The sequence below is a fragment of the Myxococcus stipitatus DSM 14675 genome, assembly GCF_000331735.1.
Taxonomy (GTDB): Bacteria; Myxococcota; Myxococcia; order Myxococcales; family Myxococcaceae; genus Myxococcus; species Myxococcus stipitatus.
In genome coordinates this window covers 2,423,572-2,438,003 of record NC_020126.1, presented here as the reverse complement: position 1 = coordinate 2,438,003, position 14,432 = coordinate 2,423,572, and the positions used below count along the sequence as shown (strand labels likewise).

Annotated in this window: 9 protein-coding genes; all 9 read left to right on the top strand. The window is 68.2% G+C overall.

Going from position 1 to position 14,432, the window contains the following annotated elements; all coding sequences use genetic code 11:
* The first annotated feature begins 23 nt into the window (after positions 1–23).
* The 9 genes from MYSTI_RS09775 (at position 24) to MYSTI_RS09735 (ending at position 14,287) form a co-directional block, all read left to right on the top strand.
* Positions 24–467: an acyl-CoA thioesterase gene (locus MYSTI_RS09775; protein ID WP_015347580.1), complete on the top strand. Its 444-nt coding sequence runs from the start codon at positions 24–26 to the stop codon at positions 465–467.
* A 190-nt stretch (positions 468–657) separates the two neighbouring features.
* A complete protein-coding gene (locus tag MYSTI_RS09770) occupies positions 658–2,079 on the top strand; it encodes a cytochrome c (protein WP_015347579.1) in 1,422 nt (473 codons plus the stop codon).
* A gap of 150 nt (positions 2,080–2,229) precedes the next feature.
* Complete coding sequence (locus MYSTI_RS09765; RefSeq protein WP_015347578.1) at positions 2,230–3,819, top strand: amidohydrolase family protein; 1,590 nt, start codon at positions 2,230–2,232, stop codon at positions 3,817–3,819.
* Positions 3,820–4,030: 211 nt separating this feature from the next.
* Positions 4,031–5,122: a glycosyltransferase family 4 protein gene (locus MYSTI_RS09760; RefSeq protein WP_233278222.1), complete on the top strand. Its 1,092-nt coding sequence runs from the start codon at positions 4,031–4,033 to the stop codon at positions 5,120–5,122.
* A gap of 214 nt (positions 5,123–5,336) precedes the next feature.
* Complete coding sequence (locus tag MYSTI_RS09755) at positions 5,337–6,527, top strand: efflux RND transporter periplasmic adaptor subunit (RefSeq protein WP_084668116.1); 1,191 nt, start codon at positions 5,337–5,339, stop codon at positions 6,525–6,527.
* 19 nt (positions 6,528–6,546) lie between these two features.
* Positions 6,547–9,669 (top strand): efflux RND transporter permease subunit, encoded by a 3,123-nt coding sequence (locus MYSTI_RS09750; protein ID WP_015347575.1) that lies wholly within the window; start codon positions 6,547–6,549, stop codon positions 9,667–9,669.
* Positions 9,670–9,829: 160 nt separating this feature from the next.
* On the top strand, positions 9,830–11,989 hold the full coding sequence (locus MYSTI_RS09745; protein ID WP_015347574.1) for a xanthine dehydrogenase family protein molybdopterin-binding subunit: 2,160 nt from the start codon (positions 9,830–9,832) through the stop codon (positions 11,987–11,989).
* 2 nt (positions 11,990–11,991) lie between these two features.
* On the top strand, positions 11,992–12,483 hold the full coding sequence (locus tag MYSTI_RS09740) for a (2Fe-2S)-binding protein (RefSeq protein WP_015347573.1): 492 nt from the start codon (positions 11,992–11,994) through the stop codon (positions 12,481–12,483).
* Between the two features lie 172 nt (positions 12,484–12,655).
* Positions 12,656–14,287 carry an LVIVD repeat-containing protein gene (locus tag MYSTI_RS09735; protein ID WP_015347572.1) on the top strand — a complete coding sequence of 544 codons (1,632 nt, stop codon included), beginning with the start codon at positions 12,656–12,658 and terminating at the stop codon, positions 14,285–14,287.
* Positions 14,288–14,432 lie beyond the last annotated feature (145 nt).

Genomic DNA, 14,432 nt, shown 5'->3' with positions numbered 1-14,432 from the left:
CCCTCCCACCCACGAGACCGCACATGACCTCCGAGTCCGAGACCTCTCCCCAGCGAATCGCCCCCGGACTCATCACCGAAGCCCGCCTCATCGAGATGGTCTTCCCGGAGCAGACCAACCACTACGGCACCCTCTTCGGTGGCCAGGCCTTGGCCCTCATGGACAAGGCCGCCTTCATCGTGGCGTCCCGCTATGCCCGCAGGACGGTGGTCACCGCGAGCAGCGAGCGCGTCGACTTCCATGTGCCCGTGCGCGAAGGGCAGCTCGTGGAGCTCGTCACCCGCATCATCTCCACGGGGCGCACCTCCATGACGGTGGAGGTGGACCTCTTCGCGGAGGACCTCCTCACCGGAGACCGGCAGCTCGCGACGCGGGGGCGCTTCGTGCTCGTCGCGCTCGACGCTCACGGCAAACCCACACACGTGCCGCCCCTGCCCACCTCCCAGGGGGCCCCCGCCGGAGGGTGAGCGCGCCCCGCTCGAGCTCGTTTCGTGGACAGGTCAACGTCCCGGGGAGGCCTCCGACGCCCACCCGGGGCCTCGTATGAACTGGCCAACGGTTCGCGGCGATGTGCGGATGGGTGCGAATTCGAATCGAATAGCTTGGCCGGACGACAGGGCCTCAGTCTGCATGAAGTCAGACAGAAGGAGCGCACACATGGAGCCGTCTCTGTTCGACCGTCCGCATATCGCAATCGCTGTCATGGGGCTGCTCTTGATGGACACAGGCGCCGTCCAGGCCCAGGAGCCCCCCGCACCGCCGGCACGGGGCGCCACCAGCTACATGCCGGTGGACCAGACGGAGCCCTTCGCCCAGGTCATGTCCCGGATGAAGGCCGACAAGCCCAAGGTCGCCGCCCGCCACCAACAGCTCCTCACTCAACGCTACGACCTGGCGAACCGGCCGGCCCAGGGCGTCACCATGAGCCGCGGCAAAGCCGTGCAGGAGGGCGTGCGCGTCAAGCTCCCACAAGGTGTCACCTGGGCGAGCCTGGCCACCATGACGCCGGAGGCCATCCGCGAGAAGGGACTCTTCCCCGCGGGCTTCATGCCGCTGCCCCATCCGAACCATCCGGAAGGCGGCATGCTCTTCCCCAAGTTCCACATCGATGAAATCAAGCGCCAGGAGGCGCGGGACCTCACACGCTTCGACCTGGACTTCGACCTGCCGGACCATGTCCTGCCGGAGTTCCCGCCGCCCATCTTCCTCACCACGCGGCCGGACCTGGGCGACGTGTCCCAGGGCAAGGTCGTCACCCTCATGAACCATCAGGACCTGTTCACCGGCATCCTGAATCCCAAGCAACTGGAGGGCCTGCGGCTGCTCGTCACGCCCTTCCCGCAGCAGCAGTTCAACCAGACGTCGGACCGCCGCTCGGAGCTCGCCAGCCGAGGCGTGACGTGCTTCGACTGCCACGTCAACGGACACTCCAATGGCTCCACCCACCTGGTGGGGGACATCCGGCCCCAGGAGTTCCGTCACCGCATCGACACGCCCACCCTGCGCGGGGTGAACATCCAGCGCCTGTTCGGCTCGCAGCGGGCCCTCAAGACGGTGGAGGACTTCACCGAGTTCGAGCAGCGCGCGGCCTACTTCGACGGGGACCCGGTCATCGCCACGAAGAAGGGCGTCAACATCCTGGAGCGCGGCAGCCAGGTGCACTTCATGGCGGAGTTCGAGGCGCTCCTGGACTTCCCTCCGGCGCCCAAGCTGCGCGTCATCGACGGGAAGCTGGACCCGAAGAAGGCCACCGAGTCGGAGACGCGCGGACAGGCGCTCTTCTTCGGCAAGGCGCAGTGCTCCGTGTGCCACACGCCGCCGTATTACACGGACAACCTGATGCACAACCTGAAGGCGGAGCGCTTCTACAAGCCGCGCGTGGTGAACGGGGCGATGATGGGCGCGGATGGCCCCATCAAGACCTTCCCCCTGCGCGGCATCAAGGAGAGCCCGCCGTATCTCCACGACGGACGCCTCCTGACGCTGGAGGACACCGTCGAGTTCTTCAACCTCGTGTTGGAGACCCGCCTCAGTGACCAGGAGAAGAAGGACCTGGTCGCCTTCATGCGCGTGCTCTGAAAGCGGGCGCCCGCGGCCCAGACGACCTCATCTCCCTGGAAAATATTAATTCCAGGGAATTCCATCCTCTCCCAGAGGCCCCCCGGCTAGAGTGCGCGCCACTCCAGTCGAGAAAGGCCTTGAGCGGTGATTCCGCCAGGGAGACCCCACATGAACAGACTCTTGGGATGGGCCGTCGCGATGGCGCTCGCGACGAGTGCGTGCAATGGAAGTGATGAGGACCCGCCAGTCCAACGACCCACCGAAGACCTCACGCGGGAGCATATGGAGTCGCTCCGGGGCAACCCCACCGCGCTCGCCACCTTCCTTCGCGAGATGCCCAAGGGAGGAGACCTGCACAGCCACACCTCTGGCGCCATCACCATGGAGAAGCTCATCCAGTGGGGAGCCGAGGATGGTGCGTGTGTCCACCCCACCACCTTCGTGGCCAGCAACCCGTGCGCGACCGGGACCCGCCCCCTGGCCAACACGACGACGGACCGCGACTTCTACAACGCGGTGCTCGGCGCCTGGTCCATGGAAGGCTTCAATGGCCCCCTCCTCGCCGCGCATCAGCACTTCTTCGATGCCTTCGGCAAGTACGGCGCGGTGCAAACGGATGCACGCAATGACGACAGCTACGCGGACATCATCTCCCGGGCCGGCCAGCACAACCAGGTCTACGTGGAGTTGATGCAAGGGTTCGGGGCCTCCACGGGCGGCCGGCTCGCCGTTCCCCTGTTCCAGCCCACGGACCCGTGGGATGCGGCGACGCTGCTCGCCCGGCGCACCCAGCTCGTCGCCCTGCCTGACTTCCAGGTGGCCCTGGTCCGCCAGGCGAACAGCATCGCCGCCACGCTGCGCGGCAGCCGGCAGTTGCTCCGCTGCGGAACGCCCCAGGCGGACCCGGGCTGCGACGTGGAGGTGCGGCTGCTGGTGTCAGCCAACCGCACGGCGGAGCGAGCCAACGTCTTTGGCCAGTGGGTGTATGCCTATGAGCTGGCCCAGCTGGTGCCCGAGATTGTCGGCGTCAACCTGGTCTCTCCCGAGGAACACGAGAACTCGCTCGCGTACTACAACGACGAGATGTTCGCCCTGGGGACGCTCGACGACTTCAATGACAATACGCCCGGACGCAAGAAGATCCACGTCTCCCTCCATGCCGGAGAACTCATTCCCGGGGTGCTCAAGCCCCAGGACCAGAATCACCTCCGCTTCCACATCCGCAACGCCGTGAAGCTGGCGCACGCGGAGCGGATCGGCCATGGCGTGGATGTGCTGGATGAAACAGACGGAGAGGGAGTCGTCGCGCTCCTGAAAGACATGCGCGAGGCCGGCGTCCTGGTCGAAATCTGTCTGTCATCAAACAAGGTCCTGCTGGGAGTGTCGGGAGTGGACCACCCCCTGTCCACGTACCTGGCGGAGAACGTCCCCGTCACCCTCGCGACAGATGACTCCGGAATCCTCCGTGGAGACATCACCCAGGAATACATCGCCGCCGCCACCGTCCAGCAGCTCGACTACAAGCGGCTCAAGCAACTGGCTCGCGCCAGCCTGGAACACGCCTTCCTGGAGGGAGACAGCCTCTGGGCCCGGCGCGATGATTTCACGAAGCGCGTGGCGGCATGCGACAGCGACACGCCCGGAGCAGACTCCCTGTCGTCCACCTGTGCCGGCTTCCTCACCACCCAGAGGCGCGCCGCCTTGCAGTGGAAGCTCGAGGGCCAGTTCGCTCTTTTTGAGAAACGTTTCGCGAACTGAGCGGAAATGGAACACCGCGGGAGGTTCCTCCAGTGAACCTCCCGCCTCCCATCCGTACCCAGTATGCGGCATCGCCGCGCGTGCTCCGCCAGAACGCCAACACGGCACCCTCAGGGGGCTAACAAGGTCCTCCGGAACAGGATAGGAGAATCTCCGCATCCGGTATCTCACCGCGAACGACAAGCGCTCGAGGGCCACAAGAGTGATGGTGATGTCTCCCCCTCGCATCGCGTTCGCCATCGAGACCACGCTCGGCAACGCCGTCTTCCTCCAGAACCTCAAGCGCGCGATGTCGCAACGCACGGACATCGAGCCGGTGTGGCTGCCCATCGACGAGCACGCGGACGACATGTGGGAACACCTCCCGCTGGTGCGCTCGCGCCTGTCGCTGCGCGGAGGGCTGCGCGCGCGCACCGCGCTCCAGCGCGCGGCCGAGCAGGGCGTGATTCAAGCCGCCGTCGTGCACACGCAGCGCATGGCGCACCTGGTCCATGACTTCATGAACCGCGTGCCCAGCGTCATCTCCACCGACGCCACCCCCAGCGGACTGGAGACCTACCTGCGCTACTACGGGCTGCGCTCGCAGCACGCGGGCTGGGTGGGCCGGGCCAAGAACGCGCTCCACCGCCGCACCTACGCCGTGGCGAAGGGCATGCTGTCGTTCTCGGAGTTCACCAAGCGCTCGCTCGTGGAGGAGTACGGCGTCCCCGGCTCGCGCGTCCACGTCGCCTGGCCCAGCGTGGACACTGAGCTGTGGCGTCCGAATCCGGGACGAAAGGCGGGCGATGGCCGGGTCCGCCTGCTCTTCGTGGGCGGAGACCTGGACCGCAAGGGCGGACTGCTGCTCCTGCGCTGGGCCCGCGAGACACGCCTGCGCGGCTGGCGGCTGGACCTGGTGACGTCCCAGACGTTCGAGGCGCCGCCGGGCGTCCATGTCCACGTGGGCCTGAAGCCCAACTCGCCCGAGCTGATTGGCCTGGCCCAGGCCGCGGACCTGTTCGTGCTGCCCACCATGGCGGACATGTCGTCCTGGGCCATCGCCGAGGCCAAGGCCGCCGGTGTCGCCGTGGTGACCACGCCCATGGGCGGCGTGGGCGAGCTGGTGCGCGACGGCGTGGACGGCCGCATCGTGCCCGTGGGGGACTACGCGGCGCTCGCGAGCGTGCTGGACGGGCTGGTGGCCAGGCCCGAGGCCCTGCGTGCGATGGGCCAGGAGGCCCGCCGCATGGCCGAGGAGCGCATGGACCTGCGCACCACGTGTGATCGGATGATCAGCTTCATCCGCGAAGTGACGGGCGTCTGAAACACACGCCGCCCTCCTTCAATCAGACACACCGAGTCGCGGGCTCGCAGCACTCACGGTTCGAGCCGCGCGCCGGGCTGTCCACAGCCTCTCGGGGAATTCAAGGGTCACGTTGTCGCATGCCCTCCCCGTGAGGTTCTTTCACTTTCAAGAGCGCACAAAAGTTTCGAATCCTATACAGGGTCGCGCCTTTCCGTCTCATCGAGTGTCCTCCATGCGTGCACCCGCCACGTCCCCGTCCGACGAAGTCGTCTCGCCCTCGAAGCGCCCTCCCAGCAGCGTGAAGCGCTGGGTCGTGGGCATCCTGCTCCTCCTGGGAGTCATCGCCGTGCTCGCGGGCATCAAGGCCGCCCAGATTGGAGCCATGATTGATGCGGGCGCGTCCTACGCCCAGCCTCCCGAGTCGGTGACGTCCGTCACCGCCGCCGCCGTCGACTGGCAGGCGACACAGCGTGCGGTCGGCACCGTGGTCGCGCTCCGCGGCGTCACGCTGGGCGCCGAGCTGCCCGGCATCGTCCGCGACATCGGCTTCCAGGACGGCGCGGCCGTGAAGAAGGGCCAGGTCCTGGTCCAGCTCGACGTCTCCAGCGAGGCCGCGCAGCTCACCGGGGCGGAGGCCGACGCGGAGCTCGCGCGGCTCACCCACGCGCGCGCGAAGTCGCTGCGCGAGCAGGGCGCCAACACGCCGCAGGAGCTGGAGGCGGCCGCCGCTCGCGCCGCCCAGACGCAGGCCCAGGTCGCCCACCTGCGCACCCTCATCGCCAAGAAGTCCATCCGCGCCCCGTTCGACGGCCGCGTGGGCATCAAGCAGGTGGAGCTGGGCCAGGTCATCTCCCCGGGCAACCCCGTCGCCACCCTGCACACCGTGGACCCCGTCCTGGCGGAGTTCCAGGTCCCCCAGCAGCTGCTGGCCCAGGTGAAGTCCGGCCAGAAGGTGCGCATGCGCGTGGACGTGTTCCCCCAGGACACCTGGGAGGGCACCCTCACGACCATCAACCCGGAGGTGGAGCGCTCCTCCCGAAACGTGCGCATGCGTGCGACCGTTCCCAACACGGACGGGCGCCTGCTGCCCGGCATGTTCGCGAACATCGACGTGGTCGCCGACACCAGCCGCCAGGTGGTGGCCGTGCCCGCGACGGCGGTGCTCTTCGCGCCGTACGGCGACTCCGTCTACGTGCTCGTGGAGGGCAAGGACGCCGCGGGCAAGGCGAACCTCGTCGCCAACCAGCAGTTCGTGCGGCTGGGGGAGCGCCGGGGTGACTTCGTGGAGGTCGTCTCGGGCCTGAAGGCGGGCGACACCGTGGTGAGCAGCGGCGTGTTCAAGCTGCGCAACGGCATGTCCGTCGTCGTCAACAACGCGCTGGCACCGTCGACGGAGCTCGCTCCGCAGCCGGTGAACCCGTAGTGGACCGGGAAGAGACCGCATGAACTTCACCGCCCTCTTCATCAAGCGCCCCGTCGTGGCGCTGGTGGTCAACCTCCTGCTCATCATCGCGGGACTCCAGGCCATCCGCTCGCTCAACGTGCGGCAGTATCCGCAGAGCGAGAACGCCGACATCACCGTGACGACGGTCTACGTCGGCGCCAACGCGGACCTGGTCCGCGGCTTCATCACCACGCCGCTGGAGCGCGCCATCGCCTCCGCGGACGGCATCGACTACCTGGAGTCGCAGAGCACGCAGGGCGTATCCATCATCCGGGCCCGGCTCAAGCTCAACTACGACTCCAACCGGGCCTTGAGCGAAATCAGCGCCAAGGTCGACCAGGTGCGCGGAGACCTGCCTCCCGAGGCGCAGGTCCCCGTGCTCAACATCGAGTCGGCGGAGAGCCAGGCCGCCGTGGCCTACCTCAGCTTCTCCTCCGAGTTCCTCAAGCAGCACGAGATCACCGACTACCTCACGCGCGTGGTGCAGCCCCGGCTGTCGTCCGTGACGGGCGTGCAGCGCGCGGACATCCTGGGCGCGCGCACGTTCGCCATGCGGGTGTGGATGAAGCCGGACCGGATGGCCGCGCTCAACATCAGCCCGGCGCAGGTGCGCCAGGCGCTGGCGGCCAACAACCACCTGGCGGCGGTGGGCCAGACGAAGGGCGCGCTGGTCCAGGTGAACCTCACCACGGACACGGACCTGCACTCGGTGGAGGAGTTCCGGCAGCTCATCGTGCGGCGCGAGGGTGACGCGGTCGTCCGGCTGTCGGACATCGCGGACGTGGTGCTCGGCGCGGAGGACTACGACAGCGACGTGGCCTTCGGCGGCCAGACGGCCGTGTTCATCGGCATCTGGGTGCTCCCCCACTCCAACGCGCTGGACGTGCTCAAGGACGTCCGCGGGGAGATGGAGTCGCTCCAGCGCGACCTGCCCAAGCAGCTCGAGGCGAAGATTGCCTTCGACGGCACCACGTACATCAGCAGCGCCATCGACGAGGTGGTGAAGACGCTGGTGGAGACGCTGGTCATCGTCGTCATCATCATCTTCCTGTTCCTGGGCTCGGTCCGCTCGATTCTCATCCCCATCGTGGCCATCCCCGTGTCGCTGATCGGCACGGTGTTCCTGATGCAGGTCTTCGGCTTCACGGTGAACCTGCTCACCTTGCTCGCCATTGTGCTGTCGGTGGGCCTGGTGGTGGATGACGCCATCGTCGTGGTGGAGAACGTGGAGCACCACCTGCGCGAGGGCCTGAGCCCCGTGGAGGCGGCGCTGAAGAGCGCGCGGGAGCTGGTGGGTCCCATCATCGCGATGACCGTCACGCTGGCCGCGGTCTACGCGCCCATCGCCTTCCAGGGAGGTCTCACGGGCTCGCTGTTCCGCGAGTTCGCGCTCACGCTGGCGGGCGCCGTCACACTCTCCGGTGTCGTGGCGCTGACGCTCTCCCCCATGATGTCCGCCTCGCTGCTGCGCGCGGGGCATGACAACCAGGGCCTGGCGGGCTTCATCAACCGCACGTTCGACCGGCTGCGGAACGCCTACTCGCGCTCGCTGGACAGCGCGATGGGCGCGCGCCGGGTGGTCTACATGTCGTGGGCGGTGCTCAGCGCGCTGGCCCTGCTCATGTTCACCCAGTCGCCGCAGGAGCTGGCGCCCAACGAGGACCAGGGCGTCATCTTCGGCTTCGTCAACACGCCGTCCAACTCCACCATCGAGCAGCTCACGCCGGCCGTCCGCGAGATGAACCTGTCGCTGATGCAGATGCCGGAGTCCGAGTACACGTTCCAGATCACCATGCCCGGCAGCGGGTTCTGGGGTCTGGGGCTCAAGCCGTGGGAGGAGCGCACGCGCCCCATCGGAGAAATCCTGGCGGAGACGCAGATGCGGGTGAGCGCGATTCCGGGCGTGCAGACGTTCGCCATCATCCCGCCCGCGCTGCCCGGTGGCGGCAGCTTCCCGGTGGAGTTCGTCATCGCCTCCACGGCGGGCACGGAGGAGCTGCTGGGCTTCGCCGAGCAGCTCCAGGGCAAGGCGGCGGCGAGCGGCATCTTCGCCTTCCCGCCCATCATCGACGTGAAGCTGGACCAGCCGCAGTCCCGCATCGAGCTGGACCGCGAGAAGGTGGCCCAGCTGGGGCTGGACCTGGGCACGGTGGGTCAGGACCTGAGCGCGGCGGTGGGCGGCAACTTCGTCAACCGCTTCAACATCTCCGGGCGCAGCTACAAGGTCATCCCCCAGGTGCTGCGCGTGTCGCGGCTCAACCCCGACCAGCTCAAGGACCTCCACGTCACCGGGCCGGACGGGCAGCTCGTGGCGCTGTCGTCCATCGCGACCCTCAAGGACACGGTGGCGCCCCGCTCGCTCAACCGCTTCCAGCAGCTCAACGCCGTGAAGCTCAGCGGCGTGGCCATCCGGCCGCTGGATGAGGCGCTGACATACCTGGAGACGGAGGCCTCGCGCATCCTGCCCCAGGGCTACCGGCTGGACTACACGGGTGAGTCGCGGCAGCTGCGCGTGGAGGGCAACAAGTTCCTCCCCGCGTTCGGCCTGGCGGTGGTGCTCATCTTCCTGGTGCTCGCGGCCCAGTTCAACAGCTTCAGGGACCCGTTCATCATCCTCGCGGGCTCCGTGCCGCTGGCGCTCTTCGGCGCGCTCCTGACGACGTTCCTGAAGATGCCGAACCCGACGATGCCGTACTTCACCGACAGCTTCACCACGACGCTGAACATCTACTCCCAGGTGGGGCTGGTGACGCTGGTGGGCCTCATCGCGAAGAACGGAATCCTCATCGTCGACTTCGCCAACCGGCTCCAGGAGGAGGGCAAGTCGAAGCTGGAGGCCATCAAGGAGGCGTCCGCGGGCCGCCTGCGTCCCATCCTCATGACGAGCATGGCCACGGTGGCGGGCCACTTCCCGCTCGTCCTCGTGGAAGGCCCTGGCGCGGCGGCGCGCAACAGCATCGGCCTGGTGCTGGTGACGGGCATGGCCGTCGGTACGTTCTTCACGCTGTACTTCGTGCCGGCCATCTACCTGCTCATCGCGAAGACGCGCGAGGTTCCCGCGAAGACGCAGGGGGCCTCCCACCCGCTCATCGCGGAGCCGGCCACGCAGCAAGGGACCTGACAGGCCCTTCCCCCCAAAGCGCCACGAGCCGGCGGAGTCCGCTCCGCCACCCGGCTCGTGGCGTTTTGCTTTTGGACATTCCAACGCCCGGTGTGCGGCTTCCGGCGGCCGACCTGGCCATTCCTTGGGTGTCGCGGAATCCTGTGCTTTCCTCCGCGCCATGTCGGAAACGCTCGAGCAGGACACAGCCGCGCCCGGAACGTTGGACCGGCGTCGATTCCTGACCTGGGTCATCGCCTCGCCCACGTTGATGGTCGCCGCGCGGTTGGGATTGGACATTCCTTCCGCCGAGGCGGCGTCGGAATCCCAGACACCGTCCGAGACGGCCCTCAGTCTGTCCATTGCCATCCAGGACACGGGGCGCGTCGTCGCCACGCTGCCGCGCACGGAGATGGGCCAGGGCATCACCACCGCCGTGGCCATGCTCGTGGCGGAGGAGCTCGACCTGCCTCTCGAGCGGGTCGAGGTGCGCAGCGCCGACGCGGACCCGCGCTACCTCATCCAGCTCACCGGACTCTCCTCGTCGATGCGCTACCTGGCGGGCCCGCTTCGCGCCGCCGCGGCGGATGCGCGCGCGCGGCTGGTCACCGCCGCGGCCCTGCGCTGGAAGGTGCTGGCCTTCCCCCTCACCACGGTCGGCGGCGAGGTGCTCGCGCCCGACGGCAGGAAGCTGGGCTATGGCGAGCTGGCGGCGGAGGCCGCGCGGGTGCTGCTGCCCCTGGTCTCCACGCAGCCCAAGGACCCCAGCGAGTACACGCTGGTGGGCCAGCCCACCGGACGCATCGACGCGCGTGACATCGTCACGGGCGCGGCCCGGTATGCGCTGGACCTGGACCTCCCCGACGCGCTGCCCACCGTCGTGGCGCGTCCTCCGACGCTGCGAGGCACCCTCCAGTCCTTCGACGACACCGCCGCGCGGGCGATGCCCGGCGTGGTGGGCGTGGTGCGGCTGGAGTCGGGCGTGGCCGTGGTGGCGCGGAACTTCGCGCAGGCCTTCGCGGCGCGGGACGCGCTGAGCATCACCTGGAAGCCGGGGCCCGCGAGCGCGCTGTCCGACGGGGACATCCGGGCGAAGCTGCGCGACGCCATCGGCCCCAGGCCTCTGCCTCCGCTCTTCACCGCGCGGACCTTGGAGGGACGCTTCGACTTCCCCTACCTGGCCCACGCGCCCATGGAGACGCAGAGCTGCGTGGCGCACGTGCGCGGCAACCAGGCGGACATCTGGATGGGCGCCCAGGACCCCAAGTTCGCCCAGCGCGAGGTGGCCAAGGCCCTGGGCTGGTTGCTCGCGCCGCACCAGGTCTCCGTGCACGTCCTCCGGGCCGGTGGCGGCTTCGGCCGCAGGTTCTTCAACGAGGCCGCGGTGGAGGCGGCGCTCGTGTCGCGCGCGGTCGGCAAGCCCGTGAAGCTGATGTGGAGCCGCAACGACGACATGCGCCACGGGCGCTTCCGCCCCGCCAGCCACCACCGCATCCTCGCCCACGTGGGCCCGGGTGGAGGGCTGCTCGGCTGGAATCACCGCGCCGCGATTCCCACGGTGGAGTTTCCGCACGGCTTCGGCGACGCCGTCACCGCGCTCGTCGGGGAGCTCTTGCCCGACGTGACGAGCGCCGTGTTCTTCACGCTCACCCAGCACCTGCCCTACCGGTTCGGACTGGTGACGCAGGAGCTGCGCGAGGTCCCCCTCCCCGTGCCCACCGCGTCCTTCCGCTCGGTGTTCACCAGCCAGGTGGGCGTGGCCAACGAGGTGTTCATCGACCAGGTGGCGCGCGAGCTCCAGGTGGACCCGGTGGAGCTGCGGCGCTCGCGGCTCACGTCCTCGCGGCTCGAGGCCGTGCTGGACAAGGTGGTGTCGGAGGGACAGTGGGGTCGCGCGCTGCCGCCGGGCGTCGCCCAGGGTGCCGCCGTCCTGGAGGAGTGGAACAGCTCCATCGCCCACCTCGTCGAGGTGGACGTCAGGGGGCCCGAGCCCAAGGTGCTGCGCATCGTCATCGCCGCGGACGTGGGGCTTCCCATCAACCCCAAGGGCATCGAGGCACAGCTGCAAGGCGCGGCGGTGGACGCGATGTCCACCACGCTGAGCGCGGGAATCCACATCGACTCGGGCGCCGTGCGTGAAGGCAGCTTCGCGGACTACCACTGGCTGCGCATGAAGCACGTCCCCGCGGACATCCAGGTACACCTGGTCCGGTCGGATGACCGCGTGGGCGGCGTGGGGGAGCTGGGCTATCCCAGCGCCGCGGCGGCCCTGAGCAACGCCCTGGCCCGGGCGACCGGCACGATGCCCACCCGCTTTCCCATCCTCGACAAGGGAGTCTGACCATGCCGGCCCATCAGTTCATCCTCAATGGTCAAAGCGTGTCGGTGGAGCTGCCCTCGGACGTGCCGCTGCTCTGGGTGCTGCGCGATGTCCTGGGCGTCAAGGGACCCAAGTATGGCTGTGGCGTGGGTGTGTGCGGCGCGTGCACCAGCCACCTGGATGGCGAGGCCTTCCGTCCCTGCATCCACCCCGTCGGCGAGCTGACCGGCCGCGAGGTGATGACCATCGAGGGGCTGGGCGCGTCGGGGCTGCATCCTGTTCAGGAGGCCTGGATTGCCGAGGACGTGGCCCAGTGTGGCTTCTGTCAGCCGGGGCAGATCATGGCCGCCGTCGCCCTGCTGCGCACGAACGTCCAGCCCTCCGACGCGGACATCGACGCCGCCATGAGCGACAACGTCTGTCGTTGTGGCACCTATGTCCGCATCCGCGCCGCCATCAAGCGCGCGGCGCTGCTGCTCCGGAATGGAGCCATGGGGACGGGGGGCCCGGGATAACCCCACAGGTTAACACATCGCTGCACCCTGCCCGAATAGCCCTTGTCGTGTGCACTCCGGCCAGACAATGCCAGGAATAGCGCCCGCTCCGTTCCACTCGAGAACCTACGGTGCGGGCGCTTGACCGGTGGCGATGTCCCCCTGGACATGGCCCAGCGACAGGAGCCAGGACATGACGTTCGCGGCATTCCCCTTCCATGCGGTCTTGATTGGAGTTGTCTCGCTGGGCCTCGCTTGTTCAGACAAGCCCGAACCCCACCCGCCCCCTCCCGTGGAACCGTGGGATGGGACCTACACACCCTTGGTCGAGCCCTCCGACTGGGTCGACCGGGGTGTCTTCGCCCCCTGCTCCTTCACGCCCCCCGTGGGGACTCCCATCGACTGCGACAACCCCGCGCTCTTCGACCTCTCGAAGTGTGACACAGCCACGCTCGACTCCCTGGATCCGCACGGCATCTACCAGGTGGACATGCGCCACGACTCCGGTGTGTCTGACTTCGCGGGCTTCCGAGTTCCCGTGGACGGCAGCACCGGGTCCGTCAACGTCGGCTACACCCTTCCCACCTCCCTCATCCGCCAGCAGTTGAAGGGGAGCTTCCTGCTCTCGGCGCGGTTCACCTTCCCGACCGGCTTCCTTCACTCCGTCTTCGCGGGCTGCGGCGTCTCAGGCCCTGGAACCGTGACGGGCTGCTTCGCCCAGTGCAGCGGTAGGAAGTTCCTTTCGTCGGGCACGTTCGAGGCCTCACGGATGACGTGGGGCCGTGGCGAGTCCGAGTCGTCGGGGGGGCTGCGACTCGTCTCGGAGACCCACGTCCAGACCCACCGCCCGGCGGACGTCTTCGTCCACCGCAAGCACGCCTATGTCATGTCCATCGACGACTCCGCCACGAAAACCCCGGGCGGACTCTCGGTGGTCGACGTCAGCGACCCGACCCACCCTGTCATCAAGAAGAAGATCACCATCCCCGGAGACTCCTACTGGAACGCGGCCTGGGCCAAGGACGATGCGCTCTACGTCGCCAGCAAGGCCAAGGGAGTCATCGTCTTCGACATCTCCAACCCCGCCGACCCCGTCTTCGTGCGCAGCCTGCCCACGGGCGCTCCCCTCAACGTCCACACCCTCTTCGTGGACGGCAACCGGCTGTATGCGGTGTCACCGGCTCCGGCGGCGACCGGGGAGACACTCATCTTCGACATCTCCTCACCGCTGGAGCCGGTCCTCCTCAACCGCCTCGTCACGCCCGATGAGGTGTCCTGGTTCCCCTCCGCCCACGACTCCTTCGCCTACCAGGACCGCCTCTACGTCAACCAGTACGCCACCGGCTATGTCGTCTTCGACGTGAAGGACGCGCAGAACCCGCGGCAGCTGGGCCGCTACACCTTCTCCGTGGACGGGCGCGAGCCGATGAGCCACGCGAGCGCCGTGGGGACCTTCGCCGGGAAGACCATCGCCTTCGAGGGCGGTGAGGGCACGGGTGCGCACCTGCGGGTGTTGGACGTGACAGACCCGGCGAACATCCAGCTCATCGGCCGCTACAAGCTGCGCCCCCAGACCTCCATCCACAACGTCATCCTCAAGGACACGCTGCTCTACATCGCCTACTACCATGAGGGCTTGCGGGTGCTGGATGTCTCCAATCCCACCCAGCCGCGAGAGGTGGCCTACTTCAACACCTATCGTGAGTCGGACCCCGGCCGGTCCGAGAGCATCCTCGACGGTGCCATCGGCATCCGCGTCCCCGGGGACGGCTACGTGTATCTCGTGGACCTCGCTCGCGGCCTGCTGATTCTCAACGAGCTCTGAGGCGACCCGCGGGCGTGGAGGCGTCATCGTGAACCGATGCGCCTGCTCCGCGCCCGGAGCCATCCTCCAGGCTAACACCACTCCTCGTCCGGGCCCGAATATCCCTTGTCGCGTGCACTCCAGCACGGCGACGGCGGGAGTGGGG

Excerpts from the sequence above, each read along its gene's own strand:
- MYSTI_RS09745 (WP_015347574.1), top strand. The coding sequence starts at position 9,830 with ATGTCGGAAACGCTCGAGCAGGACACAGCCGCGCCCGGAACGTTGGAC.
- MYSTI_RS09775 (WP_015347580.1), top strand. The coding sequence starts at position 24 with ATGACCTCCGAGTCCGAGACCTCTCCCCAGCGAATCGCCCCCGGACTC.
- MYSTI_RS09750 (WP_015347575.1), top strand. The coding sequence starts at position 6,547 with ATGAACTTCACCGCCCTCTTCATCAAGCGCCCCGTCGTGGCGCTGGTG.
- MYSTI_RS09735 (WP_015347572.1), top strand. The coding sequence starts at position 12,656 with ATGACGTTCGCGGCATTCCCCTTCCATGCGGTCTTGATTGGAGTTGTC.
- MYSTI_RS09755 (WP_084668116.1), top strand. The coding sequence starts at position 5,337 with ATGCGTGCACCCGCCACGTCCCCGTCCGACGAAGTCGTCTCGCCCTCG.
- MYSTI_RS09740 (WP_015347573.1), top strand. The coding sequence starts at position 11,992 with ATGCCGGCCCATCAGTTCATCCTCAATGGTCAAAGCGTGTCGGTGGAG.
- MYSTI_RS09760 (WP_233278222.1), top strand. The coding sequence starts at position 4,031 with ATGTCTCCCCCTCGCATCGCGTTCGCCATCGAGACCACGCTCGGCAAC.
- MYSTI_RS09770 (WP_015347579.1), top strand. The coding sequence starts at position 658 with ATGGAGCCGTCTCTGTTCGACCGTCCGCATATCGCAATCGCTGTCATG.
- MYSTI_RS09765 (WP_015347578.1), top strand. The coding sequence starts at position 2,230 with ATGAACAGACTCTTGGGATGGGCCGTCGCGATGGCGCTCGCGACGAGT.